Below are 25244 nucleotides of genomic sequence, written 5' to 3'. Positions count from 1 at the left end.
TTCTTCGCTTCGCTCCGTCCCTCTCCGCTGGTCGCCGGTTAACGCCGACGTTAATCAGCGCGATGAACCGATTCTTCATTGGCCTCCTCACTTGTCTTCTCACCGTCGGTGATGTGCGAGCAGATGATCTTTGGGCGACAGCCGTGGCGGAACGTCCGCGAGACGGCTGGAAGATCATTCATCGCTTCATTGACAAGCTTGAGCTTCCATCCGAGAGGCTGGCATACCCGATCGCGGTGACGTTCACCTGGAAATATGAGGGGCCGAACGGCCTTCCTAGGAAGCCAGACGCAGACGCCATTTACAAGCTTGAGGACGTGCTTGAAGGCCGCATTGAGAAGCAAAGGGAAGGAAAGCTAGCTGCGATCTCCACGGGGAACAACTTGCGCACTTGGACGTACTACGTCAAGTCAGAAGCCCTGTTCCGCAGGGAACTCGCTGAAGCATCAGCTGCGCTAGATCTTGACTTCGACGTCTCGAGCAGGGCAGATCCCAAGTGGGCGCGGCTCGAGGAACTCAAGAACAGCGTGCGCCGGCCGTGACCACGCTGATTAACAAGTCATTGCAGCGGACCGCCTGCGGCGTCCGCTGATTCCAACGTTGGACATCACTCGGCATATGAGCACAATCGTTCGATCCGTCACTGCCGTCCTTGTTGCGTTGAGCATGGGGGCTGGCACTTTCTCCGGGCCGTTGCGATCCCTGTTTGACGTTCAAGACCCCATCACTACGGAGTTCCGTCTTCTGCTGATAGGCGCAATGCCCATTCTTCTTGTGCTCGCCTTCCTGCGGGTGAATCAGCAGCCCGCCAAGACGCTCTTTGTTGCGGCAACCCAGTCAATTGGGTTGATTGCGATTTTTTCCGCCCCGTTCTTCTGGCTGGCGCGCCAGGCTTAGGAGGGAGGAATGGCTATGTCCAACTTGTCACTGCAGCGGACGGCTTCGCCGCCCGCTGATCTTTGACGTTGAAAATCATGAACGCGGCACTCCAGGTCGTGTTGCGTCGGTGCGAGCGCTACAGCATGCCGGCTGCGGAGCAATAGCTTTCTGACCTCCCTGGCCTTGCGTGGGACCAGAAGGTGCAAGGCTGAGATTTGACCAACGCAAGTCCCGCGGTGCTCCCATGACCGCGATTCGTCCTCTCGGCGTCCTCCCCCAAGGCCCTACCCCGCTGCCCGATTGCCGCCGCATGCTGACCGAGCCCCCCGGCTCGCTCACCCCGCTGCGGGCTCCGGCAGCGCCCGCAGCAACGGCTGCAACAGCCGCGTGACATCACCCAGCAGCGGCTCGATCCCCGCCACCCCGACGCCGCGCCCGCAGGCGGCCTCCAGTGCCGCCGCAGCCTGCTGCAACTCGGGCATGCCCAGCGTGCCGGCGACGCTCTTGAGGTCGTGGGCGCTGCGCAGCGCGGTGGCCAGGTCGCCCTGCGCGCAGGCCGCGCGCATGCGGGCTTCGAAGTCGGCCTCGCGGCGGCTGAACATACCCAGCAGCCGGCGGTACAGCGCCTCGTTGCCGTCGACCGCCGCCAGGCCGGCGGCCACGTCCAGGCCGGCCGCCCTGGGCAAGGCCAGCGTGGCCGGCGGCGCCGAGGCCGGGCGCACCCAGTGGGTCAGCGTGGCGAACAGGTCGTCGACGCGGAAGGGCTTGGCGACGTGGTCGTTCATGCCCGCCGCGAGCACCTTCTCGCGGTCGCCGGCCATCGCGTTGGCGGTCATCGCGATGACCGGCAAGTCCTTCAGCGCGGGGCGCTGGCGCAGTGCGCGCGTGGCCTCGTAGCCGTCCATCACCGGCATCTGGCAGTCCATCAGCACGGCATCGAATTCGGCGCTGTCCAGCGCAGCGAGCGCCTCGCGGCCGTCGGCGGCGATGGTGACGACGATGCCCGCGCGTTCGAGCAGCCCGCAGGCCAGCTCCTGGTTGATGGCGTTGTCCTCCACGAGCAGGATGCGCGCGCCGGCCAGGCTGGCCTGGCGGGCCTGCAGCCGGCCCAGCTTCTGCTCGTTGCGGCCCGGGCTTGGCGCCGGCAGGCCGAGCGCGGTGACGCAGGCGTCCAGCAGCGCCGATGGCGTGACCGGCTTGGGCAGCAGCGCGGCGACCTGCAGGCCGCGCGCCTGTAGCTGGCGTTCGGCGTGCTCGCGGCTGAAGGCGGTGACCATCAGCACCGTGGGCGGTGCATGGCGGCTGGCGATGCCGGTCAGCCGCGCCAGGCATTCCACGCCGTCCATGCCGGGCATGCGCCAGTCCAGCAGCACCAGCTTGAAGGGGCGGTCGGCGGCGTCGGCGCTGGCCACGGCCGCCAGCGCGGCTTCGCCGTGTGCCGCCACCTCGGCGTGCAGCCCCAGCGAGGCCACCAGCGTGCGCAGCAGCTCGCGCACGGCGGGGTGGTCGTCGACGATGAGAACGCGTGTGCCGCGCAGCTCGGCGGCATTCGGCGCCGGCTGCGCGCCGGGTTGCCCGCCCGCCTGCAGCGCGAAGGGCAGCGTGAAGTGGAAGCGGCTGCCCTGGTGGGGCTCGCTGTGCACGCCGATCTCGCCGCCCAGGCGCTCGACGAGGTGGCGGCAGATGGCCAGGCCTAGACCCGTGCCGCCAAAGCGCCGGCTGGTGGACGCGTCGGCCTGCGTGAAGGGCTGGAACAGCCGCTCGCAGGCCTCGGCGCTCATGCCGATGCCGCTGTCGCGCACCTCGAAGCGCAGGCGCGCGCCCTCGTCGCTGCGCTCGACCAGCGAGACCGCCACGGTGACCTCACCGCGCTCGGTGAACTTGATGCCGTTGTTGACAAGGTTCAGCAGCACCTGGCCCAGCCGCGAGGGATCACCGACCAGCGCCGTGGGCAGCTCGGGGGGCAGCACGAAGAGCAGCTCCAGGCCCTTCTCCTCGGCGGGCATGCCGACCAGGTTGGCCAGTTGGTCGAACACGTCGCCGAGCTGGAAGGGGATGGCCTCCATCTCCAGCTTGCCCGCCTCGATCTTCGAGAAGTCGAGGATGTCGTTGATGATGCCCAGCAGCGACTCCGCTGCCAGGTGCACCTTCTCGACGTAGTTGCGCTGCTTGGCGTCCAGCCCGGTCTGCAGCGCCAGGTAGGACATGCCGAGGATGGCGTTCATCGGCGTGCGGATCTCGTGGCTCATGTTGGCCAGGAACTCGCTCTTGGCCTGGGTGGCGGCCTCGGCGGCGTGCTGGGCGCGCTCCAGCTGGCCGGTGCGCTCGTGCACGCGCTGCTCCAGCGTGTTGGCCAGGCGGCGCACCTCGGTGCGCGAGCGGCGCAGCCGCACCAGGAAGAACACTGTGCCGCCCAGCGCGACCAGGCTGCTGGCCAGCACCGTCCACAGCCAGCGCTCCTGCAGTTGGCGGGCCTGCAGCTCGATGGCCTGCTGCTGGCCGCGGCGCTGCAGCTCGGCCAGCTCGCGCTGGCGGGCCTCGTCGCGGCGGCGCTGGGCGGCCTCCAGCAGGCGCTCGGCGCTGCGCTCGGTGCTGGCGCGCGCCTGCATGTCGGCGGCGTCGATGGCCAGCCGGTAGGCGCGCTTCAGGTCGCCCGCCGCCGCCTGCAATTGAGCGAGCCGGCGCGCGGCGCTGGCGATGTAGATCGGCTGGCCCAGCGCGAGCGACTCGGCATAGGCGTCCTCGGCCTCCGCCAGCGCCGCTTTCGGGTTGCCGAGCGCCTCGTGGATGCGGCTGCGCTGCTGGGCGCCGTGGAAGCGGCCGGCGCGCAGCTGCGTCGTCGCGAGAACGGCGCGCGAGCGATCACTCTCGGCCAGCGCCTCCCGCGGCCGCCCCTGGGACAGCAGTTGCTCGGCATGGTTGTGCAGCGCGTTGGCGAGGTTGACCGGCGTGGCCACGGCCGTGAAGGCGGCGATGGCCTCGGCGACCAGCCGTTCGCCCTCGCGGTGGTCCTTGCGCCGGTGCGCTTCGTTGGACAGGCTCAGCAGCGCGAAGCCCTCCTGCAGCTTGGAGCCGGCGGCCTGGGTCTGGCGGCGCATCTGCTCCAGCTGCTCGCCCGCTTCGATGAAGCGCTCGCTCTGCATATAGGACACGGCCAGGCCGTGGTGGGCATAGGCCAGCGCCAGCGGGTCGCCCGAGCGCTGCGCCGCGTCCATGGCCTGCAGCGCCATGGTGGCCGACTCCTCCAGCCGGCCGACGCGGCGCAGCACCAGGGCGCCGCGGAACAGCGCCTCGGCCAGCAGGTCGGGCCGGTCGACGCCGTCCAGCACGGCGATGCTGTGCGACGTGACCTCGACCAGGCGCTCGACATGGTTGAGGTTGACCGCGCCGAGCGAGAGGTTCATGTCGGCCTCGGCCTGGCCGGCGCGGTCATTCGCGGCCGTGGCCTCGCGCAGGGCCTGCTCGGCGCGGGCAATGACCTGGGCCGAGTAGCCGAGATGGACCTCGATGCGCGCCAGCAGGTTGAGCGCCCGCACGCGGTCGGCGGCGGTGGCGTCCGCCGGCAGCTCGGCCTGCAGGCGCTGGGCCTGCGTATAGGCCGCCGGGGCGTCGTTGTCGGCCAGCTTGCGCACGACGGCCGCGCGCTGGCGCCAGTCGTCGATGGGCGCGGCGTGGGCGCTCAGCAGCACCAGCCAGGCGCCCAGTGCGGCGCCCCAGCGAACGGCAGCAGTCTTCATAGGCGCAGGCTCAGGCTGGTGCCGATCTGGCGGTCGTTGACCCAGGCGTTCTGCGGCCGCGTCTCGACGCCGAAGTGCGAGCGGCGCAGCGTGCCCAGCAGGTTGCCGCCGTCCAGCGACCAGGTCAGCTGCTCGCTGACGCGCCAACGCAGCGAGGCATCCAGCCAGCCGTAGCCGCGCGTGGTGGCCTGCAGCGTGCCCAGGCCGACGACGTTGGTCGTGCCGCTGGGGAAGCTGCTGCGCCAGTTCCACGCCAGCCGGGCCGACCAGGCGCCGTGCTCGTACAGGCCGACGAGGTTGGCGCTGCGGCGCGAGAGGTTCTGCATCGCCACATTGGAGCGCAATGCGCGGTCGTAGGTGCTGCTATCGACGAAGGTGGCATTGGCTTGCATGCCCAGGCCGCGCCAGGCGCCGGGCAGGAAGTCGAGGAAGCGCTGGTAGGACAGCTCCGCGCCCCGGATGCGGCCGGCGTCGGCGTTGTAGGGGCGGCTCACCTGGTAGGACTGGCCGTCGTGTGTCTCGGCCTCGCTGCGCGTGGCGACGAAGCCGTCCACGCGCTTCCAGAACAGCGTCAGCGAGGCGGCATGGCCGGCGCCGAAATGGCCTTCCGCAGCCAGGTCGGCGTTCGTGGCCCGCAGCGGCCGCAGCGCCGGGTTGCCGGCCGTGCCCTGGTTGAGCTGCGGGTTGATGCTGTTGGGCGTCAGCGTGAGGGACGGCGACAGCAGGTTGAAGTCGGGCCGCGTGATGGTGCGCGATGCCGCCGCCCGCAACTGCCAGGGCCCGCCGGCGCGCCAGCGCAGGCTGGCGCTGGGCAGCCAGTCGGTCGTCGTCGCGGCGAGGGCCAGCGGCTGGATGCTGGCGCTGGACGGCACGCTCTGGTTGCCGGCCAGCGTCGCGCGCGTCTGCACCAGGCGCAGGCCGGCCTGGCCGTCCAGCGCCAGTGCCGGGGCTTGCCAGCCCGCCTCGGCGTAGGCGGCGTGTGTGCGCTCGCGGATGCGCCACACGCCCAGCGGGCCGCCTGCGGTGGGCAGCGGCGCGGTGATGCCGAAGGCCTGGCGCAGCGCGACCGCGTCGCGCGCGTCGGCCAGCGTGTCGGTGAGATAACCCTCGATGCTGCGGGCCTGGCCGTCCAGGAAGGGCGAGTAGGGGTAGGCGGCGGTGCGGCCGGGCTGGGTGGCGGCGGTGGGCGTGCCCGGCACGGCGATGTCGCCAAAGATCAGGTTGGGCGCGTTGTCGGCCTCTCGCTTCGAATGCCGCCAGCCGACGGCCACGCGCTGCAGCGCGCCACGGTCCAACTGCCATTCGGCGTCGACGCGGCCAGCCAGCAGGCTGCCGCGCAGCGGCCGCACCCGGTAGGCCAGCGACACATAGCGCAGGTTGGCCGGCGCGGCGAGGTCGGTCCCTTCGACCGAGGTGCCCGGCACCGTGGCCGCCAGGTCGTGCGTGAAACGCGCGGCCGTGCCGGCCAGCGTCGGGCCGGAGAAGAACAGGTGGTTGAAGCTGCGCGTGTGGCTGAGGTCGGCGCTCAGCCGCAGCTCGCCGGCCTGCCAGGCGCCGCCGGCGGCGAACTGGCGCGTGCGGTCGACGGTGTCGCGTGCGAAGCCGAGGATGGACAGCGGCGCGTTCGTCCAGGTGATGCGCTGCACGTCGCTGCTGCCGGCAAAGAGCGAGACGCTGGCCGGGTCGAAGCTGCTGCCGGCCGCAAAGTTCGGACCGATGTTGATCTGCTGCGTGTCCTGGCGCGTGTGCAGTTCCGCGAAATGAGCTTCGGCGTACAGGTCCCAGGCCGGGCCGGGCCGCCAGCCCAGCATGACGCTGGCCGCGTTGCGGCGGCGGCGGCCGAAGCTGGTGCTCTCGCTGGTGCTGGCGGGGACGACGGTGTCCTCACCCGGCACCAGGTCCAGCCGGCAGCCCGAGGTGGCACGCGCGCTGCAGCGCATCGGCGCGCCGCTGCCCTTGGCGTCCTCGCGCCAGGCGCGGTCCTGCCGCACCAGGTTCAGCAGCAGGGCGGCCTCGCCGGTGCCGCTGCCGTAGAGCAGCGAGAACTGGCCGGCGCCCTTGTCCACGAGGTCGCCCTGCAGATAGCGGGCAGACAGCGCCAGCGTGGGCGCGCGGAAGTCGAACGGGCGGCGCGTGCGCAGGTCCACCGTGCCGCCGAGACCGCCCTCGATGCGCGAAGCGGCGGAGGTCTTGTAGGCGTCGATGCCCGCCAGCATGTCGCTGGGCAGGTCGGCGTAGTCCAGCGCGCGGCCAAAGCCTGCGGTGAACAGCTCGCGGCCGTTCAGCGTGGTCTCCACCTGCACCAGCCCGCGCACCGCCGCGACCGATGCCTCGCCCCGATCCCGCGTGATCTGCACGCCGGTGATGCGCTGCACCGCATCGGCCACGCTGAGATCGGGCAGGCGGTTGATCTCCTCGGCCAGGATGCCGTCGACGATGTCCTCGCTGCGGCGCTTGCGCTCGGCGGCGGACTCGACACTGGCCCGCGTGCCCACCACCACCACGGGCGCCAGCTGCTGCGCGGCCTGCGCAACGGGCGCTGTCAGCATGGCGATGCTGGCAGCTGGAATCACCAAGCAGAACTGCTTCATGACGCCTCCATCCTTGTTGTGGGTTGGCGCGATCGGCCGGGCGCCTGGGCCGTCTTTTATTCCTATTCCACGGATGTCGACAGTGCCGGTTCGATCATTTCTGATCGCGCGACGGCGATTCCCCCGCATGAGAATGTTTGACCGTACTCATCGAGTGGTCACGTCTCACGGCCAGCTCATGACTGCCAGATCGGAGTCGCCCTTGCCTTACCTCCTCATCGCCGGTGGCGTCCTGCTGCTCCAGGCCGGCTTTTCCTACGCCCTCATCCTGGCCACCACGGGCGGTGGGTCGTTCGTTGCGTTGGGCGTCATGCTGCTGGCCGTGCTGGGCGTGCCGCTCACGGCGCTGATCAACATCCTGCTCATCCGCTCCGGGCGCAGCAGTCCCGGGCGCCCCTACGTTGGCCGCCTGCTGCTCGTCTCGCTGCTGCTGCCCGTCGTGCAGCTCGCGCTGCTGATCCTCGTCTCGGTCTTCCGGCTGTAGGTGCTTCGACGGGCGCTCGGCCCGCCCCCGCTCAGCGATGCCGGCCTTCCACCAGCCGGTCCGGCACGATGTTGGCCACGACCAGGCGGCCCTGCTCCTTCACCACGTAGATGGCGAACGGGCGGGCAGTGGGTGCCTCCGCGTACTGCATCCACATGTAGAACGCAAAGCCCGGCTGGCCCGAAGCGTCGGTCGTCTTCGTGATGGTGACCGCGCCGCCCGGCTGGCGGCCGCGCTGGAAGAACGGCGCGATCTGCGCCTGCAACACCTTGCGGGCCGCTTCGTCGCCGATGCGGCCGACCAGCTGGCGGCTCAGCAGTGCTTGCATGCCGCCCACGTCGCCGGCCATGGAGCGCGTGACGAACGCGTCGGCGGTGTCGCGGAAGGGCGCGCTGTCGGCGGCCATCTGCAGGTCCTGCGTGACGCTGCCGGCGGCGTGCGTGGGCGAGGCGGCGGTGGCCAGCAGGCAGGCGGTCAGCAGCAGCGAGATCAGGGGGCGGGTCGGGGTCATGGGGTCACTCCTTGAGGGTTGTCAGATGCGGCGGCCGAACAGACGCGGTTGCCAGTGCCAGCCGGAACGGGTGACAACGGCGCACAGCGCGGTCAGCACGCCTTCGCCGTCCAGCCGGGCGGCGTAGTCGGCCGGTAGCGCGGCGTGGCGGTGTTGCAACTGCAGCGGCACGGCGGCCAGGCGCGACGGCTCCACCATCGTGGCCTGCAGCGTCGACGACCAGACCTTCTGCGCCGCCGGCCGCGCCACGTCGAACAGCTCGTCGCCGGGGCCGCGCAGGCTGGCTTCGGCGGCGTCCATCGGCGCGTCGCCGTCCACGCCCAGCTTCTCGTGCACGCGCACCGTGCCGCTGCCGGCGTCGATGTGCAGCGTGATGTGGTGTGTGCGGCGCTTGCCGGGCGATGCGTCGATGCGCAAGGCCGGCGCGCCGTCCACGTCAATCTCGGTGAAGTCGAACGCGCCCAGCGACAGCAGCCGTGCGCGCAGCTCGTCCGGCGTCGCCACGGCAGCACCCTGCAGTGCCGGCACGCGGGTCGTGTGTGAGCCGGCCCAGGCGATCAGCGCGACGAAGGCCAGGCCGTGGGCGACGGTCATCGCGGTGAAGAAGGGCCAGGCCGGCACCGGCTCGGCGGGCGCTGCCGCGGCATCTTCCTGTGGCAGCGGCACGCGCTGCGCCGCCAGCCGCGCCAGCAGGCCGCTGCGGTCGGCGGCGCGCAGCTCCAGCAGGTCGGCGCCATGGCGCTCGTAGACGATCTCCACCGCGCCAATGCCGTTGCCCCGCAGGCGCAGGCCCTGGCGGCCGGCGTCGGTGAAGGGCTCATTCGGCATCGCCTGCGACAGCATTGCGAGGTAGTTGCGCGCAGCGGCGGCATCGGCAAAGCGCGACAGCCGCAGCTCGCTGCCGTCGGCAAAGCGGCCCGTGCGCAGCCGCTGGATGCCGCCGGCGCGCAGGTCGGTGTCGGCCACGGTCTCTGCGCCGTCGAAGAGCTGCTGCGCATCGAGCGTCGGCGCTGCGGGCGGGGCTTGCGCCGGTTCAACATTCAGCGAGCCGGCCCAGAACATCAGCGCGATGGGCAAGGCCATCATGGCCGTCGCCATGTGCAGCGAGTACTGCCGCGCATCGCTCGCGTCCAGCGTCCACAGCGCGAGCCCAGCCAGCGGCGGCAGCGCGCAGATGGCCAGCACGCCGCTGTCCAGCGGCAGGCCGGCATGCTGCAGCCAGGCCAGCACGGCGCCGCTGAAGGTCAGCAGATAGGCGCAGCAGGCCAGGCCCAGCTCGCGCACGGTGCGGGACTGGCGCTGGCTGGCCTGGGTGAGGGCGGGGGACGGCTGCATCATGGGTCTCAGTCTCGCGAGCCGCCGTTGCGACGCCGTTTCAGCGTGGCCCCGTCGTGTTTCGTTTGTTGCGGCGCTGCGCTAAGGTCGCTCCCCATGAAGACCATCCGCGACCTCATGATTCCGCCGGCCCACATCCAGGGCCGCATCGAGGCCATCGTCGTGCGCGGCGTGCCGCGTGATGCGGCACGGCTCGTCGACCAGACCACGGCGCTGGCGGGCATCGGCCTGGCCGACGACCGGCTTGGCAAGCGCGGCGAGGCCGAGCTGTCGACGCGGCAAGTCACCTTGATTCAACAGGAGCACCTCTCGCTCATCGCCGCCTTCGCGCGCAGTGGCCCGCTGGACCCGGTCGATCTCCGCCGCAACCTCGTCGTCTCCGGCATCAACCTGCTGTCGCTGAAGAACGCGCAGCTGCGTGTCGGCGACGCGCTGCTGCAGATCGTCGGGCCCTGCGCGCCGTGCTCGCGCATGGAGGAGGTCATCGGGCCCGGCGGCTACGCGGCCATGCGCGGCCACGGCGGCATGACGGCGCGCATCCTCGAAGGCGGCGCCATCCGCGTGGGCGACGTGGTCAGCGTGGCCTGAGGTCGACCGGGCTTGCGCGGGCGCGCTCCACGGCCAGGCGCGCACTCGTTGCGGCGCTCAGCTGCTCGCGCAGAAAGTCCGCCAGCCGCGGCTGTTGGCTGAAGGCGACGTTGAAGCGGATGTGCGGGTCGGCCGCGCCGTCGGCGGCAAAGGTGGCGCCGCGCACCAGCAGGATGCCGCGCCGGAAGGCTTCCTTGACGACACCGTCCACGTCCACCCCCGCCGGCAGCGCGCCCCACAGGAAGAGCCCGCCTTCGCCCGCATGCTCCAGCAGCACGCCCGCCTCGCGCAGCTGGCGCGCGGCGGCCACGCGGGCCGTGCCCAGGCGCTGCTGCAGCCGCTCCAGATGCTTGCGCCAGCGGCCGGCGGCGAGCACTTCCAGCAGCACGAACTCGTTGAGCGCGGCCGTTGTCAGCACCGACAGGATCTTCTCCCGCAGCAGCGCCTTGATCAGCGCCGGCTCGGCGGCCATGTAGCCCAGGCGCAGCGCGGGGCTCATGGCCTTGGCGAAGCTGGAGTAGTAAATCACTCGCTCAAGCCCCGACAGCTGCGCCAGCCTCGTCGGCGTGCCTGGGTGGAAGTGGCCCTGCACGTCGTCCTCGGCGATCAGCAGGTCGTGCCGCTGCGCCAGCATCAGCACACGGTGCAGATTGGCCGCCGTGCTGCCCCAGCCGGTGGGGTTGTGCAGCACGGGCTGGATGAAGAGCAGGCGCGGCCGGTGCTGCGTGCAGGCGGCATCCAGCGCGTCCAGGTCGATGCCGTCGTGGCGGCGCGGCACGGGCACGATGTTGACGCCGGCCTGGCGCAGGCGGTCGAAGAGCAGGAAGTAGCCCGGCGTCTCCACGGCCACCGAGTCGCCGGGGCGCAGGAAGGCGCGGCAGATCAGGTCGATGGCCTGCGTGCCGCCATACGTCGTCAGCACGCGGCCGGCATCCACGGCGATGCCCTGACCACGCAGCATCGTCGCGATGCGCTCGCGCAGCTCGGGCAGGCCTTGCGGCGGGCAGCGCGAGGCCATGCCGGCGGTGGCGCGCGCCAGCCCGCGCTGCACGGCGGCGGCGGGCACGGCGTCTTCCAGCCAGGTGGCGGGCAGGGCGCCACTGCTGGCCAGCAGCACGCCGGCCTTCTGGTCGTTGGCTTGCTGGGCCAGCCACACGGCCTCCTGCTCCTCGCCCGCCTCCACGCGCACCGCGTCGGGCATGGCGTTGGCGGGGCTGTCGGCGACAAAGAAGCCGGCCGTGCCGCGCGAGTCGATGAGGCCGGCGGCCACGAGCCGGTCGTAGGCGGTGACGACGGTGTTGGGGCTGACGCCCAGTTGCGTGGCTAGCTGGCGGATGGACGTGAGCCGCGCGCCGGGTGGCAGCTGCGCGCTGACCATCAGCGCATGCAGGCGCTGCTCGATCTGGTCGGCCAGCGGCGTGGGCGAATCGCGATCCAGGGAGAACATCAGCGAAGCAGCATCAAGGCGAGCACGGCGAGGGAGGCGGCCATGATGGCATTGAAGACACGGCGCCGCAGCGGGCTGGACAGGAAGCGGCCTATCCACGCGCCGAACAACGCCCACATCGAGATGCAGGGGAAGCCGACGACCGCGCCGACGAGGCTGACGAGCAGCGCGCCCGTCATCACGTCCATCCCCGTCGGCATGAAGACCGAGGCCAGCGTGATCGCCTTGACCCAGCTCTTGGGGTTGACCGCCTGGAACAGCGCGGCCTGCGCGAAGCTGACCTGCTCGGGCGGCCGGCCCTGCGCGGCCGGGCTGCCGGCCAGCTTCCAGGCCAGCACCAGCATGTAGAGCGTGCCGGCGATCTTGAGCGCGGCATGCAGCGCCGGCCAGGCGGTGAACAGCGCGCCCAGGCCCAGGCAGGTGACGAAGGTCTGCACCGCGCCGCCGGCATTGATGCCCAGGATGGCCGGCAAGGTACGCCGGTAGCCATGGTGGGCGCCGCTGGCCACCAGCATCATGTTGTTGGGGCCGGGGGTGCCGGACATCAGCGTGCAATAGGTCAGCAGGGGCAGCAGTTCATTCATGGCGCCATTGCAGCGGTTGCGAGCGCAGGCGTGAAGGGACAGCAGGGCGGGGCGGGGCGCGCGCTGTATCAGCGCTTGAACCCACACAGCCGCGCGACCGAGCTGCGGTGGTTCGAAATTGCGGCATGTCGTGACCGATGGCCGATTCGCCGTCAGCTTGCTAGGGCTAACGACAGGACGCGCTGACTAGACTGCCTGCCGCTTCACTTTGCCTCTTTGGCGGCCCGTCCGCCCTGGTCTTATGCCCATGCGCCGTTTGCTGTTCTCCCTGGCCCTGCTGGCGACTGCGCTGCTCGCCGGTTGCGATGTGCGGCAGCGTTTCGCCCCGGCAGAAGATCGCATCAATGCGGCGCTGCCGCTGACAGTGGATGTCCGGCAGGCGCACGAGCGCTTCGTCGAGCAGTTGAGCAAGACTTCCACCGAGAGGGCGACGCTGGACCAGGCCTGGGCGGCGCGGTTGCGTGCGCGGGCGGTGTCCTGCAGCCCGGATTTCACGCCGAGCTGGCGGCATTCGACCGCCGATATCGAGGCGGCCGTGAAGAACAAGTCCTGCTTTGCTGAGTTCGACCGCAAGCTGGCACGCTGGCTGGCGGTTCAGCGTATCGGCCAGCTGCTGGCCCAGCCGCCGCTGCCGGTGGCCGAAATACCGCCTTCGCTGACCATGCAGGGAGAGGGCGGCGCGCTCAACCGAGACGCGGGCCAGGCCCCGGTGATCGCCGTGACCACGACGGACGGACTGGAACTGATCGCCCTGGGCGGCGGCCGAAGCCTTTTCAAGGAGCGTGGCCAGCGTGGCGACGTCACCGTGGCACCGAATGGGAGGCTGTTCGCGCAATCGACTTCCGGCGCGCTGCGCATCCGCGCCAGCGAAGGTGGCGAAACCCTGTTGGAGCTTCCCGATGCGCGCTGGCTGTATTGGCTGAGTCCACGCTTCCTGGGTGTCCGCAGCACCAGCGGCAAGCCGGCTCACCTGCTCAGTCTGCGCAGCGGCGAGGACGTTCCGGTGCAGGTCGCCGGCCAATCGTCGTTCGAAAGGTTGCTGCCCGTGCCGGGCAACGACAACCGGTTCAACATCGCCACGTTTCAGGGTCTCTATCAGCTCGAACTCGACGAGCAGGACGGCAAACCCAAGGTGACAGTGGTGGCAGAGAAGCCCGGCGTCGACCGGCGTATGGGCGTCGTGTTGATGGAATCCGGGCCGATCGTCTTCGCGGGCGCGGAACTCTTGCTCGGCGGCGACAAGCTGGTTCGCATGGACCTGAACACGCTGGACATGCGCGAGAGCAGCTTCGAGCCGGCGCGGGTCAGCAACCCGGTGCCCACCGGCAAACCCGACCAGTACATCGTCTCCCTGACGATGCAGGGCTCGGCCGGCGGCGTGGGCGCCGGCAACGGCAACTATCTTTTCGACGCCGCCCAAGGCACGCTGGCGCGCCTTCAGGGCGCCGCCTGGCAGCGGCCCATGCGCTACTTTCCCGCCATCAAGCGGGTGGCGCAGGTCAGCGTCCCCACCATCTGGCTGTCGGAGCAGCTCGAAGCGGCGCCTGCCCAACCGGTGGACGAGGTGGTGACGGCCATGCTGGAGGAGGCCAACCAACGCGTACTTCAGCAGGCCGCGACGGAGGAGAGGCGCATCACCCAGAGCCCCGCGCTGCAGGTCGGATCGCCGTTGCTGGACCATGTACGGGATGCGCAGGTTGAAGGTGTCGGCATCTACGAGGGGCGTGAGAAGTTCAATGCACCGGGCCAATCCCGTGCCATTGGCCGGGTGACCGTGACTGTGCGCCGCTCGCTGCGCCCGCTGGTGCTGGTGCTGACCTCGTACGAAGCGGTGCAATGGCATGTGCGGCTCGAGCCTGGCGCCCGTCTGGCGGCGGTGCTGCTGGGCGGCTACTACGAGTCCACCGTGCTGGGCGCCGGTGAGGCCCGGGTGCTGCGCATCGGCCGCACTTACGCCTACCAGCAGGAGGGGCAGGAATTCCAGGCCCTGCAGCGCGAGGTTTCGCGCTGGGCCGGCCGACCCGTCTCGCTGTTCCAGACCGGCTATCACGGTACGAGCTTCACCGTCGGAGGGTCCTGAGCGCCGCGTCACGGCGCCGGCGCTGATCGCTGCGCAGGCTCGCTAGCGCCGCGCCTCGTACCCCATCGACACGCCGCGCGCCGAAGGCTCGGCGCGAAACACTCGGGCCTGCGCATCGTGGCTGACCACGACACGCGCGTCGTCGTCCCAGCGCAGTTGCACATCCAACGATGCAGCGCCGTGGTTGTCGTCCATGACGAAGGCCGAGTCGTCCTGTGGCGTTTCGCTGGCGCGCAGGATCTGCACATGGCGACTGAAGCCTGTTGTCGCGCCGCAGTTGGACTCCAGCAATGCGGCCCTCAGTAGACAGGAGGGCGAAGGCAACTCGCTCAGCACCGTGTTGGCACACAGGCTGCTGCCGAGCGAATGCAGCCAAGCCCATGCAAGCGCAATGGCGCATGCGACAACGCCGAAGCGGACGATGTCCAGATGCCGACGCTTCATGACGCCGTCGCGTCGGGCCAGTGGATCTCGACGCGCAGCCCGGCGAGCGGCGAATCCGCCAGCGTGACCGTCGCCCCCTGCTGCCGTGCCGCCGCCCGCACGATAGCCAGGCCCAGGCCGCTGCCGGGCGCGTCCACGCCCTCGCCGCGCTGGAAGCGGTCGAACGCGCGCTCGCGCTGCTCCGGCGGGATGCCCGGGCCGTCGTCGTCCACGCGCAGCAGCGGCGCACCGCGCGCACCGCGCAGTGCGCTCACCTGCACCGTTCGCGCGCCGTACTTCACCGCGTTGTCGATGAGGTTGCGGCAAGCGCCGCGCAGCGCTTGCGGGTCGCCGGTCAGCGGCAGCGGGTCGGGCGCGGTCAGCGTCAGCGACACGCCGGCCCGGTCGGCCAGCGGCTGCACGTCGGCCAGGGCCTGGCGGGCCAGCTCGGTCAGGTCCAGCGGCTGCTCGGCGGCCGGCGCGCCCGGCTCGGCGCGGGCCAGGGCCAGCAGCTGCTCGACGAGATGCGTCGCGCGGTCGATGCCGCCGCGCAGGCGGGTGATTGCCGCGTCCTGCTCTTCGCCCGGCGCCGAGTCGCGCAACAGGCCCAGCTGCAGCTTCAGCGCCGTCAGCGGCGAGCGCAGCTCGTGGGCGGCGTCGGCGACGAAGCTGCGCTGCGCGTCGAAGGCCTCGCCCAGCCGGCCGAGCAGGCCGTTGAAGGCGTCCACCAGCGGCGCCACCTCGCCGGGCAGGCCAGCCGTGGGCAGCGCGTCGCGCGCGTTGGCGCCGCGTGATTGCGCAGCCTGCGTCACGCGCGCCAGCGGCGCCAGCGACACGCCCAGCAGCCACCACACGGCGGCCGCCACCAGCGGCAGCGCGATGGCCACCGGCGCCACGCTGCGCAGCGCAGCCAGCGCGGCCAGGCGCTGGCGCACGCCCAGCGGCTGCGCCACCTGCACCACGCGCAGCGGCGTGGCCGCGCCGAAGACGCGCCAGTCCTGCCCGGCCAGGCGCAGGTTGGAGAAGCCCAGCACGGCGCGTGCCGGCAGCGCCTCGGTCATGCCTTGGGGCCGGCTGGAATACAGCTCCAGCCCCTGCAGCGACCAGATCTGCACGACGTAGTCCAGCCCCGGGTCGGCCAGTGCGGCGGCCTCGTCGCTGGCCACGCGGCCCTGGTCGCGCAGCGACAGCGCGGTCTGGCGCAACTGGTAGTCGAACAGCTGGTCGGCCTCGGCGCGCACGCTGACATAGGTGGCGCCGCCCACGGCCAGCGCGGTCACGCCGCCCAGCAGCGCGAGCAGCGCGAACAGGCGGCCGCGCAGCGTCGTCAGCAGCTTCACGCGGCGCCGCCTTTCTCGGGTCCGGCGTAGTAGCCCAACCCTCGGACGGTGTGCAGCAGGTCGGCCCCCAGCTTCTTGCGCAGCTGATGCATGTAGACGCTGATGGCGTTGCTCTCCAGCTCCTCGCCCCAGCCGTAGAGGCGGTCCTCCAGCTGCGCGCGCGAGACGATGGCGCCGGGCCGCTCCAGCAGCGCCTGCAGCAGCGCGAACTCTCTAGCCGACAGCAGCACGGGCCGCCCGCTGCGCGTGACCTCGCGCGTGGCCGGGTCCAGGCGCAGGTCGGCGACGCTCAGCGCGCTGTCGGTGCGGCCGCCCAGCCGGCGGGCGATGGCGCGCAGCCGGGCCAGCAGTTCGTCCAGCTCGAAGGGCTTGACGAGGTAGTCGTCCGCGCCGGCGTCCAGCCCGGCGACCTTGTCGGTCAGCGCGTCGCGCGCCGTCAGCACGATGACGGGCGTCGCGTCGCCGCGTGCCCGCATCGCCCGGAGCACGGCCACGCCGTCGCGCTTGGGCAGACCCAGGTCCAGCAGCACGGCGTCGAAGCGCTCGCTGCTGGCCAGCACGGCGTCGGCCGCCTGGCCGTCGCGCACCCAGTCGGCCGCAAAGCCCTGGCGGCGCAGCGCCTCGCGCAGGCTCTCACCGATCATGGGGTCGTCTTCGACGAGGAGGAGGCGCATGCAGGTCGTGGCGAGGCAATAGGAATGGGCGGCAATTCTGACCGCGATGCGTCCACTGGCAGTTATCGTCCGGCCATGAGGATGCTTCGCCAATTCCTTGCGTTGTGGGTTCCCGAGCAGAGCGATGCCCTGCCGCGTGTCAGCCGCGACGCGCCGGCTAATGAACAGCTGCTGGCCCGCTGGACACGCGAGGGTACCGAGCCTCAACCGCCGGAGCCCGCTGAGCGGGTCCGGCAGGTATTCCGGGCGCTGGGCTTCGAGGCCACGCCAGACGTGCTGGCGCTGTATGGCGCCATCGGCGGCATGCTGCAGCCATGCAACGCGCTTTGGCGCCTGTGGCCGCTGGAGGAAGTGATGGCGCAGCCGCCGTCCGAGCATGGCGTGGAGTTCTCCGATTACATGTGGTCCTGCTGGAACTATCGAGTGCGGCCGGTGTCGGATGAGCACAGCGCGGTCTACATCGACTATTACGATGGCAAGCCTCACGTACTGGTGGCGGCGTCATTGGACGAGTTTTTGGAGCGCTACCTCGCCGACGCCGATGCACTGCTAGACGGTTGACCCGCGTCAGAACATCGTCGACCGATGGGCCCCCAAGCCCGCCATGACGCCGTCCCCCACCGCCAGCGCCACATTGCCGGCCGCGCGCGCCGCGTCGCCGCAGGCGAAGACGTTTGGCACGCTGGTCTCCTGTGTGGCGCCGACCTGGATGAACGGCCCCATCGGCCCGTCCACCATCGCACAGCCGAGCTGCTCCGCCACCGGGCTGGCCATGGCCGTGCGGGGCTGCGTGAACAGGCCGTTCATGCGCAGCACGCGGCCGTCGGCCAACACCACGTCGGCCTCGCCTTCGATGCGCGCCACCGGCGTGGCCTCGATGCGCGTGCCGCGCCGGGCCAGCGCTGCGCGCTCCTCGTCGCCGGATTCGTAGGCACCGTTGAGGAACAGCGTCGTGCGGCCCCAGTCGGGCAGCATGTGGGCGTGGTGCTGGGCCAGCGGGCCGGCGGCGATGATGCCGATCTCGCCGGCGTCCAGCTCGTAGCCGTGGCAGTAGGGGCAGTGGAAGACGCTGCGGCCCCAACGCTCCGCAAGACCCGGCACCGGCGGCAGCGTGTCGCGCACGCCGGTGGCGAGGATGAGGCGGCCGGCGCTCACCGCCATGTCGCCGACGCGGAAGTCCAGCTGCCCGTCTGCGCCGATGCGGGCCTCGTCCGCCAGGCCGTCCAGCCATTGCACGTTCGGGTAGCGCAGCAACTGCGCCTTGCCGTCGGCGGCGATGGCGGCGGGCGCGCGACCGTCCTGCGACATGAAGCCGTGCGAGGTCTGGCCGGCGTCGTCCACGCAGCGGTTGCGGCGCTGGCCGGCGTCGACGACGAGCACATGGCGGCGCGCCCGCGCCAGCTGCAGCGCGGCCGACAGGCCGGCAAAGCTGCCGCCGATGATGGCGAAATCAATCTGCATGGAGATGCTCCTCAAGTCGGTGGGGTGCGCCGGCGCGGTGTTGCGCCAGGCGGTGGTGAAAGTCCTGCGACAGCGCGGCCAGCGTCACCGCGCCCAGCCGCTTCAGCAGCAGTGCCTCGGCCTCCTGCACCGCAGCGCCCAGCGAGGCGTTGACGGCCTGTGCCACCAGGCACTGCGGCCGGTCCTCACGAAAGCCCAGCGACACGAAGGCCGGCCCGCCCAGCGCCTCGTGCACGTCGCGCAGCGTGATGCGCTCCAGCGGGCAGCTCAGCACCCAGCCGCCGCCATGGCCCTTGGCCGAGGCGACAAAGCCGGCCTCGCGCAGCCCGCCCATCAGGCGCCGCAGCACGACGGGGTTGGTGCGCATCGCCGCCGCGAGCGCCTCGGAGGTGGCCGGGCCGTCGCCCTCGGCCATGTGCAGCAGCACGTGCAGGACATCGGAGAGCTGGCTGTTTGATTTCATGCAACATTATTTGTTGCGTGATGGAGTCCCTGCGGGCGGCGGGGGCTTTCACGGCACAGCCTGGGGCGCCGGCACTGCGCTGGTGCGGCACACCGGCCCGCCTGCCCGGATCTTGTGCGCCCATCTTGCATACAAGCCTGAAAAGCGCTGGCACGGAAGCTGCAGTTGCCCTCGCATGGGCATTTCCGCCACCGACATCAGCCAGCGCATCGTCGAAGCCGTGCTCGCACAAAAGCTCGCGCCCGGCGCGCGGCTGGGCGAGCAGCAGTTGGCGATGCTGTTTGACTGCAGCCGCACCATCGTGCGCGAGGCGCTCACGCGGCTGGCGGCGCGCGGCATCGTCACGGTCAGCGCGCGGCGCGGCTGGTACCTGATCTCGCCGTCGCAGGACGAGGCGCGCGAGGCCTTCGAGGCGCGGCGCGTCATCGAGCTGGGCCTGCTGCGCGGCGGTGCGCCGCTGGGCAAGCCGGCGCTCGCGCGGCTGAAGAAGCACCTGCAGCAGGAGAAGGCCGCGCTGCGGGGCGACGACGTCGGCACGCGCAGCTTCCTGCTCGGCGACTTCCATGTCTGCCTGGCCGAGTGCCTGGGCAATGGCCTGCTGGCCGACACGCTGCGCGACTACACGGCCCGCACGACGCTGATCGCCATGCTCTACCAGTCCTCGCACGAGGCTGCCGCGTCCTGCCAGGAGCATGTCGCCATCGTCGCCGCGCTGGAGCAGGGCGACCGCGCCCGCGCCGAAGCGCTGATGGCCGAACACCTGGCCAATGTGCAGGCCGCCTTGCGCCTGCCGGCCCTCAGCGACCCGCTGGACCAGCTGCGCAGCGCGCTCGCGCCGCTGCCGCAGCCGGCCCGTGAATCCACCGACCCCCCAGCCGCCTATCTAGGAGCCTTGCTATGACCTCGTCCCTGACCCGCCGCCTGCTCATCGCGGCCTTCGCGACCTCCGGCCTGCTGGCCGCCGGCGCCCAGGCGCAGACCGCGCTGGACACCATCACCAAGAGCAAGACGATCAAGATCGCCGTGCCGACCGACTACCCGCCCTATGGCTTCGTCGGCCCCGACATGGCGCCGCAAGGCCTGGACGTGGCGATGGCCCAGCTGATCGCCGCCAAGCTGGGCGTCAAGGCCGAGCTGGTGCCGGTGACCAGCGCCAACCGCATCGCCTACCTGCAGACCAAGAAGGCCGACCTGGTCATCTCCACGCTTGGCAAGAACCCGGACCGCGAGAAGGTCATCAACTTCAGCGCGGCCTATGCGCCGTTCTTCCAGGCGGTGTTCGCGGCCAAGAGCCTGAACATCAAGAGCTGGGCCGACCTGGGCGGCAAGAGCGTGGCCGTCACGCGCGGCGCGATGGAAGACCAGGAGCTGGCCAAGGTCGCGCCGGCCACGCTGGAATACAAGCGCTTCGAGGACAACAACGCCACCATCGCCGCCTTCGCAGCCGGCCAGACCCAGCTGCTGGCCACCAGCGCCGCCGTTGCCGGCAACCTGATGCAGCGCAACCCGGGGCTGAACACCGAATACAAGCTGCTGCTGAAGGACAGCCCCTGCTACGTCGGCGTGATGAAGGGCGAGGACGCACTGCTGGCCAAGGTCAACACCATCATCGCGGCGGCCAAGGCGTCGGGCGAGCTGGAGGCGCTGTCCAAGAAGTGGCTCGGCCGCAGCACGGGCGAGTTGCCGTTGTGATGTGAAACGCAGCGATTGCGCAGGGTAGGGCGGGTCGTGACCCGCCGTTTGATGGTGTGTGGTGCTGTGCCACCCAACGGCGGGTCGCGACCCACCCTACCCGCTGGCCCTCAATGTGAACCTTGTTGAAAAGGCGCACCCCATGATCACCTTCGACTTCCTCGCGGTGCTGGCCGAATGGCCGCTGCTGCTCAAGGGCCTGGCGTGGACGCTGGGCCTCACCCTCATCGCCACGCCGCTGGGCCTCGTCATCGCCACGCTGGGCGCCTGGTCGCGCGTCAGCGGGCCGGTGTGGCTGCGGCGCGTGCTGGGCGCCTATGTGGAGCTGCTGCGCAACACGCCCTTCATCGTGCAGCTGTTCTTCATCTTCTTCGGCCTGCCGGCTCTTGGGGTGAAGCTGTCGCCTGAATCCGCGTCGCTGATCGCGATGACGCTCAACCTCGGCGCCTACGGCACCGAGATCCTGCGCTCCGGCATCCAGGCCACGCCGCGCGGCCAGTGGGAGGCGGCGCAGAGCCTGGCGCTCAGCCCCGTGCAGGTGTTCATGCGCGTCGTGCTGCCGCCGGCCTTCCAGCGCGTGTGGCCGGCGCTGACCAGCCAAATCATCATCGTCATGCTGGGCTCGGCCGTCTGCGGGCAGATCTCCACCGAGGAGCTGAGCTACGCCGCCAACCTCATCCAGAGCCGCAACTTCCGAGCCTTCGAGGCCTTCATCATCGCCACGCTCTGCTACCTGGCGCTGTCCATCGCGGCGCGCCACCTGCTGATGTGGGCCGGGCCGCGCTTCATCTTCGGGAGGCGTTCGTCATGATCGAGTTCACCCTCTGGGACATCGTCCGCAACCTGCTGCTGGCGCTGCGCTGGACGGTGGCGCTGTCGGCCATCGCCTTCGTCGGCGGCGGCCTGGTGGGCGGCCTGCTGCTGACGCTGCGGCTGGGCCTGGGCACACGCACGCGGCGCGTCATCGGCTGGTATGTACAGCTCTTCCAGGGCACGCCGCTGCTGATGCAGCTCTTCCTGGCCTACTTCGGCCTGGCGCTGCTGGGGATCGAGGTGTCGGCCTGGACGGCTGCGGCCCTCGCGCTGACGCTCTACACCAGCGCCTACCTCGTCGAGATCTGGCGCGGCTGCGTGGACGCCGTGCCCAAGGGCCAGTGGGAGGCCGCGCGCAGCCTGGCGATGAGCTTTGGCGAACAGCTGCGCCACGTCGTGCTGCCGCAGGCCGGGCGGCTCGCCATCGCGCCCACGGTGGGCTTTCTCGTGCAGGTCATCAAGGGCACGGCGCTGGCGTCGGTTATCGGCTTCGTCGAGCTGACCAAGGCCGGCAGCATGATCGCCAACGCCAGCTTCAAGCCCTTCCTCGTCTTCGGTTGCGTGGCGCTGCTGTACTTCGCGCTGTGCTTCCCCATCAGCCTCTACGCCCAACATCTGGAGCGCCGAATCCATGCCCGCTGAAGCTATCGCCGACCCCATCGTCCGCATCACCGCGCTGCGCAAGTCCTATGGCACGAACGAGGTGCTCAAGGGCATCGACCTGGACGTCAAGCGCGGCGAGGTCATCGCCATCATCGGCAAGAGCGGCTCCGGCAAGAGCACGCTGCTGCGCTGCGTGAACGGGCTGGAGCAGTTCCAGGACGGCGCGCTGACCGTCAACGGCAAGCCGCTGCTGTACGACAGCGCCATGGCCATGCGCGAGCTGCGCCAGCAGGTCGGCATGATCTTCCAGGGCTTCAACCTGTTCCCCCACCTCAGCGTGGGCCGCAACGTGATGCTGGCGCCCACGCTGGTGAAGAAGCGCGCCCACAACGACGCCGCGCAGCAGGCGGCCAAGCTGCTGGCGCGCGTGGGCCTGGCCGAGAAGTTCAACGCCATGCCCGACCAGCTCTCCGGCGGCCAGCAGCAGCGCGTGGCCATCGCCCGGGCCCTCGCGATGGAGCCGGCCGTGCTGCTGTGCGACGAGATCACGTCGGCGCTGGACCCGGAGCTGGTGGGCGAGGTGTTGCGCGTCGTCGAGACGCTGGCCGAAGAGGGCATGACGCTGCTGATGGTCACGCACGAGATGAGCTTCGCCCGCAAGGTGGCCGACCGCGTCATCTTCATGCACCAGGGCCGCGTGCACGAGATCGGTCCGCCCGCCGAGCTGTTCAGCGCGCCGAGGACGCCGGAGCTGCAGCAGTTCCTGTCGTCGTTGAACGATTAGCAAGCCAGCCCGCGTGGCTGCCAGGCCCCTCAGCTCCGAAGCCACGGATGAGGCGCCCCGCTTGCGCAACACCGAGGTGCTGTGCGGCGGCGTCCGGCCCACGCGCGCGGCCGTTGGCTGTGGCGAGGTGAAGTAGCGCGCGCTCAGAGCGCCGCCGCCACCGTGTCACCGAGCTGCGCTGCCGGCAGCACCAGCGAGACGATGGCGCCGCCGCCGGGCCGGTTGGCGGCCCAGATGCGGCCACCATGGGCCGCGGCAATGCGGCGGCAGATGGCAAGGCCCAGGCCGGTGCCGCCGGCGGCGTTCTTCGTCGCGCTGGACTGAACGAAGGCCTCGAAGATGCTCTCCAGCTCGTCCGGCGGGATGCCCGGGCCGCGGTCGGCCACGTCCACGCGCACGTCGCCGTCCTCGCCGTGGCCGGCGCTCAGCTCGACGACGCCGTCCTCGGGCGAGAAGCGCACGGCGTTGGCCAGCAGGTTGCTCAACAGCTGCTGCAGGCGCAGCGGGTCGGCCCGCACGACCAGCTCGTCGTCGCCCAGCGCGAGGTCCAGCTGCTGGCCGCGCGCGGCCAGCAGCGGCGCCAGCTCGCGCGCCACTTCGGCGGCCAGCGGCCGCAGGTCCAGGCGCTGCAACTGCAGCGGCTCGGCGCCGCGCTCGATCTTGCTGAGGTCCAGCAAGTCGTTGACGAGGCTGAGCATGCGCTGGCCGGCGCGGTGCACGTCGGTGAACAACTCGGCCAGCCGCGCGTCGTCGCGGGCGCGCCGCGCGCCGATCTCCGAGAAGCCGAGGATGGACTGCAGCGGCGTGCGCAGCTCGTGGCTGACGTTGGCGATGAAGTCGGACTTGGCGCCCGACGCCTGCAGCGCCGCGTCGCGGGCGGCGCGCGTGGCGCGCTCGGCCTCGCGGAACTCGCTGATGTCCATGAAGCAGACGACGATGCCCATCGGCCGGCCGTGGGCGTCGGGGAAGGTGGACTTGCTGACGAACAGGTCGCGACGCCGCCCCTCCGTGCTGGTCCAGACGGTCTCGTAGTTCACCTCGCCGCCGCGCGCCAGCAGCTCTGCGTCGCGGGCGTCGTGGAAGGCGGCTTCGTCGGCGCGCAGATAGCCGGCGGCGCGGCGCCCCAGCACATCGGCGCGGCGCCGGCCGGTGAACTGCTCCCAGGCGCGGTTGACGTCGAGGTAGCAGTTGTCGCCGTCCAGCACGGAGGTCGGCAGCGGGCTGCTGGCCAGCAGCGAACGGGCCAGGCCGAGTTGGGCGCGCAGCTCGGCCTGGGCCAGCATCAGGCCGCTGACGTCCGCAGCGCTACCCACCCATTCGAGCTGACCGGGGCCGCGGCGCAGCGGCGCCAGGTGCAGCTCGACGCTGCGCGCCCGGCCGTCGGACCCGGTCCAGTCGGCGCGCGCATGCTGTGGCCGAGGCTCGTCGGCGTCGCAGGCGTCGAAGAGGGCGGCCACGGCGGGCGAGCCGCCGAACAGCTCCTGCAGCGGCTGGCCCAGCACATGGGCCACGTCGCGGCCCGAGGTGCGGGCATAGCCGTCGTTGATGAAGGTCACGCGGCCGGCCGCGTCGGTGCGGAACAGCAAGTCCTGCACGCTGCCGAAGATGGCGCTCAGCTCGCGCTCGCGGTCGGCCACCTGGCGCTGGGCGCTGTCCAGCTCGCGGGCGCCGCGTTCCCGGGCGCGCAGCGCCGCCGCCGCCACGCCCGCCAGCGCCAGCAGGGCCGCTGCGATGCCGACGGCCGGCAGGCCGAGGTCGCGCGCCGTGGCCAGCCACTGGCGGCGCAGCTCGGCCTGCGGCAGCTCGACGAGCACGGCCAGCGGCCGCGCGCGCAGCGCCCGGTAGGCGCCCAGCTGCGGCGCGCCGCGCAGGCCGGGCCCTTCCCAGCGGCCGTGCTCGCCGCCCGCGCGCACCTGGGCCAGCGGTCCGCCTGCGGCCAGCAGCTGGGGCAGTCCTTCGCCCGGCAGGTGCTCGGCGCTGCTGGTGGCCGCCAGCAGCCGGCCGTCCAGGTCGACCAGGGCGGCAGCGGTCTCGGGGTCGTTGAGCGTCAGCTGCTGGAAGTTGGCCAGCGCATCGGGGTTCAGCAGCGCGACCAGCAGCGCCGGGCGGTTGCCGGCCAGCTGCGTCGCGCGCAGCACCGGGATGAAGCCCACGCCGGGCGGCACGACGGCGCCCTGCTGGCTCAGCGTGGCGAGGCTGCGCGCCGCGACGAAGCCGCCCACCGCGTCGCGGCCGTCGGCGGGCCAGGGGCCCAGTGCGTCCAGCTCGATGCGGGCGTCGCGGTCGGCGGGGTCGGCGGCCGCCAGCACCTGGCCGGTCGCGTCCAGCAGCGCCACGCCACGCAGGAAGCCGAGGCTGGCCTGCGTCTGCTCCAGCAACGCCTGCAGCACCTCGGGCGGCGCGTTGCGGCCGGCCACGTCGGCCAGGCCGGCCAGTGCGATCTGCGTGGCTTCCAGGCTGCGCCGGGCGTGGTCTTCCAGCACGCGGGCCAGCAAGGCCTGGCGGGCCGCCGTGTCGGCCATCAGGTTGCGCTCCTCGCGCCACAGTGCGTAGCCGGTGCCGCCCAGCAGCATGGCGGCCAGCAGCGCGCCCGCGCCGGCCGTGATGCTGCTGGGGCGCCAGCGGCTGCGGTTGGGCATCAGCGTCCTGCCGTAGGGCGGGTCATGACCCGCCGTTTGGTGGCGGAACCCGAGACCGTTTGCCGGGTTGTCGCTACCAAACGGCGGGTCGCGACCTGCCCTACGGTGCTGGTATT

23 protein-coding genes are annotated in these 25244 nt (G+C 71.1%); 11 read left to right on the top strand and 12 right to left on the bottom strand.

Features of this window, described 5'->3' with window-relative positions; genetic code table 11:
- Positions 1–62: 62 nt before the first annotated feature.
- Together ACG00Y_RS12735 and ACG00Y_RS12730 are read left to right on the top strand one after the other, a co-directional pair.
- Positions 63–542 (top strand): DUF695 domain-containing protein, encoded by a 480-nt coding sequence (locus tag ACG00Y_RS12735; protein WP_394479310.1) that lies wholly within the window; start codon positions 63–65, stop codon positions 540–542.
- Positions 543–618: 76 nt separating this feature from the next.
- Positions 619–897, top strand: coding sequence for a hypothetical protein (locus ACG00Y_RS12730; protein WP_394479309.1), 279 nt, complete (start codon positions 619–621; stop codon positions 895–897).
- A gap of 317 nt (positions 898–1214) precedes the next feature.
- On the opposite strand, the gene ACG00Y_RS12725 is transcribed toward ACG00Y_RS12730, so the two are convergent.
- Positions 1215–4616 (bottom strand): response regulator, encoded by a 3402-nt coding sequence (locus ACG00Y_RS12725; RefSeq protein WP_394479307.1) that lies wholly within the window; start codon positions 4614–4616, stop codon positions 1215–1217.
- Positions 4613–7207, bottom strand: a complete 2595-nt coding sequence (locus tag ACG00Y_RS12720; RefSeq protein WP_394479305.1) for a TonB-dependent receptor — start codon at positions 7205–7207, stop codon at positions 4613–4615. Before ACG00Y_RS12720 ends, ACG00Y_RS12725 begins: the two co-directional genes overlap by 4 nt.
- A gap of 202 nt (positions 7208–7409) precedes the next feature.
- Between ACG00Y_RS12720 and ACG00Y_RS12715 the strand changes: the two genes are divergently transcribed.
- Positions 7410–7691 carry a hypothetical protein gene (locus ACG00Y_RS12715; protein ID WP_394479303.1) on the top strand — a complete coding sequence of 94 codons (282 nt, stop codon included), beginning with the start codon at positions 7410–7412 and terminating at the stop codon, positions 7689–7691.
- Positions 7692–7722: 31 nt separating this feature from the next.
- Here ACG00Y_RS12715 and ACG00Y_RS12710 read toward each other — a convergent pair whose 3' ends face one another.
- Positions 7723–8202, bottom strand: coding sequence for a sigma-70 family RNA polymerase sigma factor family protein (locus ACG00Y_RS12710; RefSeq protein WP_394479302.1), 480 nt, complete (start codon positions 8200–8202; stop codon positions 7723–7725).
- A gap of 21 nt (positions 8203–8223) precedes the next feature.
- A complete protein-coding gene (locus ACG00Y_RS12705; protein ID WP_394479300.1) occupies positions 8224–9537 on the bottom strand; it encodes a hypothetical protein in 1314 nt (437 codons plus the stop codon).
- 96 nt (positions 9538–9633) lie between these two features.
- On the opposite strand from ACG00Y_RS12705, the gene ACG00Y_RS12700 reads away from it, so the two are divergent.
- The gene (locus ACG00Y_RS12700) at positions 9634–10125 is read left to right on the top strand and encodes an MOSC domain-containing protein (protein ID WP_394479299.1); all 492 of its coding nucleotides are present in this window, start codon (positions 9634–9636) and stop codon (positions 10123–10125) included.
- Here ACG00Y_RS12700 and ACG00Y_RS12695 read toward each other — a convergent pair.
- Positions 10112–11572, bottom strand: coding sequence for an aminotransferase-like domain-containing protein (locus tag ACG00Y_RS12695; protein ID WP_394479297.1), 1461 nt, complete (start codon positions 11570–11572; stop codon positions 10112–10114). The genes ACG00Y_RS12700 and ACG00Y_RS12695 overlap by 14 nt on opposite strands.
- Positions 11572–12156, bottom strand: a complete 585-nt coding sequence (locus ACG00Y_RS12690) for a LysE family translocator (protein ID WP_394479295.1) — start codon at positions 12154–12156, stop codon at positions 11572–11574. Before ACG00Y_RS12690 ends, ACG00Y_RS12695 begins: the two co-directional genes overlap by 1 nt.
- Before the next feature lie 247 nt (positions 12157–12403).
- Between ACG00Y_RS12690 and ACG00Y_RS12685 the strand changes: the two genes are divergently transcribed.
- A complete protein-coding gene (locus ACG00Y_RS12685) occupies positions 12404–14236 on the top strand; it encodes a hypothetical protein (protein ID WP_394479293.1) in 1833 nt (610 codons plus the stop codon).
- 42 nt (positions 14237–14278) lie between these two features.
- On the opposite strand, the gene ACG00Y_RS12680 is transcribed toward ACG00Y_RS12685, so the two are convergent.
- The 3 genes from ACG00Y_RS12680 to ACG00Y_RS12670 are packed head-to-tail and all read right to left on the bottom strand — an operon-like array spanning position 14279 to position 16673.
- On the bottom strand, positions 14279–14680 hold the full coding sequence (locus ACG00Y_RS12680) for a hypothetical protein (RefSeq protein WP_394479292.1): 402 nt from the start codon (positions 14678–14680) through the stop codon (positions 14279–14281).
- Positions 14677–15999, bottom strand: a complete 1323-nt coding sequence (locus tag ACG00Y_RS12675; protein WP_394479290.1) for an ATP-binding protein — start codon at positions 15997–15999, stop codon at positions 14677–14679. Before ACG00Y_RS12675 ends, ACG00Y_RS12680 begins: the two co-directional genes overlap by 4 nt.
- Positions 15996–16673 carry a response regulator gene (locus ACG00Y_RS12670; protein ID WP_394479288.1) on the bottom strand — a complete coding sequence of 226 codons (678 nt, stop codon included), beginning with the start codon at positions 16671–16673 and terminating at the stop codon, positions 15996–15998. Before ACG00Y_RS12670 ends, ACG00Y_RS12675 begins: the two co-directional genes overlap by 4 nt.
- A 75-nt stretch (positions 16674–16748) precedes the next feature.
- Here ACG00Y_RS12670 and ACG00Y_RS12665 point away from each other — a divergent pair, with 75 nt between their 5' ends.
- Entirely contained in the window at positions 16749–17234 is a 486-nt protein-coding gene (locus ACG00Y_RS12665; RefSeq protein ID WP_394479287.1) for a hypothetical protein, read from the top strand.
- 6 nt (positions 17235–17240) lie between these two features.
- Here the strand turns inward: ACG00Y_RS12665 and ACG00Y_RS12660 are convergent, their stop codons facing one another.
- Both ACG00Y_RS12660 and ACG00Y_RS12655 read right to left on the bottom strand, forming a co-directional pair.
- Entirely contained in the window at positions 17241–18134 is an 894-nt protein-coding gene (locus ACG00Y_RS12660) for an NAD(P)/FAD-dependent oxidoreductase (RefSeq protein ID WP_394479285.1), read from the bottom strand.
- Positions 18124–18597, bottom strand: coding sequence for an Rrf2 family transcriptional regulator (locus ACG00Y_RS12655; protein WP_394479283.1), 474 nt, complete (start codon positions 18595–18597; stop codon positions 18124–18126). Before ACG00Y_RS12655 ends, ACG00Y_RS12660 begins: the two co-directional genes overlap by 11 nt.
- Positions 18598–18772: 175 nt before the next feature.
- Between ACG00Y_RS12655 and ACG00Y_RS12650 the strand changes: the two genes are divergently transcribed.
- The 5 genes from ACG00Y_RS12650 to ACG00Y_RS12630 all read left to right on the top strand — a co-directional run bounded on the left by ACG00Y_RS12650 (position 18773) and on the right by ACG00Y_RS12630 (position 22489).
- A complete protein-coding gene (locus ACG00Y_RS12650; protein ID WP_394479281.1) occupies positions 18773–19498 on the top strand; it encodes a GntR family transcriptional regulator in 726 nt (241 codons plus the stop codon).
- Complete coding sequence (locus ACG00Y_RS12645) at positions 19495–20289, top strand: transporter substrate-binding domain-containing protein (RefSeq protein WP_394479280.1); 795 nt, start codon at positions 19495–19497, stop codon at positions 20287–20289. Before ACG00Y_RS12650 ends, ACG00Y_RS12645 begins: the two co-directional genes overlap by 4 nt.
- A 142-nt stretch (positions 20290–20431) precedes the next feature.
- The gene (locus ACG00Y_RS12640; protein WP_394479278.1) at positions 20432–21100 is read left to right on the top strand and encodes an amino acid ABC transporter permease; all 669 of its coding nucleotides are present in this window, start codon (positions 20432–20434) and stop codon (positions 21098–21100) included.
- Entirely contained in the window at positions 21097–21744 is a 648-nt protein-coding gene (locus ACG00Y_RS12635) for an amino acid ABC transporter permease (RefSeq protein ID WP_394479277.1), read from the top strand. Before ACG00Y_RS12640 ends, ACG00Y_RS12635 begins: the two co-directional genes overlap by 4 nt.
- Complete coding sequence (locus tag ACG00Y_RS12630; protein WP_394479275.1) at positions 21734–22489, top strand: amino acid ABC transporter ATP-binding protein; 756 nt, start codon at positions 21734–21736, stop codon at positions 22487–22489. The genes ACG00Y_RS12635 and ACG00Y_RS12630 overlap by 11 nt, the downstream gene beginning before the upstream one ends.
- Before the next feature lie 143 nt (positions 22490–22632).
- Here ACG00Y_RS12630 and ACG00Y_RS12625 read toward each other — a convergent pair whose 3' ends face one another.
- Positions 22633–25128: an ATP-binding protein gene (locus tag ACG00Y_RS12625; RefSeq protein ID WP_394479274.1), complete on the bottom strand. Its 2496-nt coding sequence runs from the start codon at positions 25126–25128 to the stop codon at positions 22633–22635.
- Positions 25129–25244 lie beyond the last annotated feature (116 nt).

Source organism: Pelomonas parva, from assembly GCF_043555835.1.
Classification (GTDB): Bacteria; Pseudomonadota; Gammaproteobacteria; order Burkholderiales; family Burkholderiaceae_C; genus Pelomonas; species Pelomonas parva.
Note: the sequence above shows the minus strand (reverse complement) of the source record. Positions and strands in the feature narration are given on the sequence as shown.

Coding starts and splice junctions, on each gene's coding strand:
- ACG00Y_RS12660 (WP_394479285.1), bottom strand. CDS start 18,134: ATGCAGATTGATTTCGCCATCATCGGCGGCAGCTTTGCCGGCCTGTCG.
- ACG00Y_RS12670 (WP_394479288.1), bottom strand. CDS start 16,673: ATGCGCCTCCTCCTCGTCGAAGACGACCCCATGATCGGTGAGAGCCTG.
- ACG00Y_RS12665 (WP_394479287.1), top strand. CDS start 16,749: ATGAGGATGCTTCGCCAATTCCTTGCGTTGTGGGTTCCCGAGCAGAGC.
- ACG00Y_RS12640 (WP_394479278.1), top strand. CDS start 20,432: ATGATCACCTTCGACTTCCTCGCGGTGCTGGCCGAATGGCCGCTGCTG.
- ACG00Y_RS12650 (WP_394479281.1), top strand. CDS start 18,773: ATGGGCATTTCCGCCACCGACATCAGCCAGCGCATCGTCGAAGCCGTG.
- ACG00Y_RS12730 (WP_394479309.1), top strand. CDS start 619: ATGAGCACAATCGTTCGATCCGTCACTGCCGTCCTTGTTGCGTTGAGC.
- ACG00Y_RS12680 (WP_394479292.1), bottom strand. CDS start 14,680: ATGAAGCGTCGGCATCTGGACATCGTCCGCTTCGGCGTTGTCGCATGC.
- ACG00Y_RS12645 (WP_394479280.1), top strand. CDS start 19,495: ATGACCTCGTCCCTGACCCGCCGCCTGCTCATCGCGGCCTTCGCGACC.
- ACG00Y_RS12625 (WP_394479274.1), bottom strand. CDS start 25,128: ATGCCCAACCGCAGCCGCTGGCGCCCCAGCAGCATCACGGCCGGCGCG.
- ACG00Y_RS12710 (WP_394479302.1), bottom strand. CDS start 8,202: ATGACCCCGACCCGCCCCCTGATCTCGCTGCTGCTGACCGCCTGCCTG.
- ACG00Y_RS12725 (WP_394479307.1), bottom strand. CDS start 4,616: ATGAAGACTGCTGCCGTTCGCTGGGGCGCCGCACTGGGCGCCTGGCTG.
- ACG00Y_RS12695 (WP_394479297.1), bottom strand. CDS start 11,572: ATGTTCTCCCTGGATCGCGATTCGCCCACGCCGCTGGCCGACCAGATC.
- ACG00Y_RS12655 (WP_394479283.1), bottom strand. CDS start 18,597: ATGAAATCAAACAGCCAGCTCTCCGATGTCCTGCACGTGCTGCTGCAC.
- ACG00Y_RS12720 (WP_394479305.1), bottom strand. CDS start 7,207: ATGAAGCAGTTCTGCTTGGTGATTCCAGCTGCCAGCATCGCCATGCTG.
- ACG00Y_RS12700 (WP_394479299.1), top strand. CDS start 9,634: ATGAAGACCATCCGCGACCTCATGATTCCGCCGGCCCACATCCAGGGC.
- ACG00Y_RS12685 (WP_394479293.1), top strand. CDS start 12,404: ATGCGCCGTTTGCTGTTCTCCCTGGCCCTGCTGGCGACTGCGCTGCTC.
- ACG00Y_RS12705 (WP_394479300.1), bottom strand. CDS start 9,537: ATGCAGCCGTCCCCCGCCCTCACCCAGGCCAGCCAGCGCCAGTCCCGC.
- ACG00Y_RS12630 (WP_394479275.1), top strand. CDS start 21,734: ATGCCCGCTGAAGCTATCGCCGACCCCATCGTCCGCATCACCGCGCTG.
- ACG00Y_RS12735 (WP_394479310.1), top strand. CDS start 63: ATGAACCGATTCTTCATTGGCCTCCTCACTTGTCTTCTCACCGTCGGT.
- ACG00Y_RS12690 (WP_394479295.1), bottom strand. CDS start 12,156: ATGAATGAACTGCTGCCCCTGCTGACCTATTGCACGCTGATGTCCGGC.
- ACG00Y_RS12635 (WP_394479277.1), top strand. CDS start 21,097: ATGATCGAGTTCACCCTCTGGGACATCGTCCGCAACCTGCTGCTGGCG.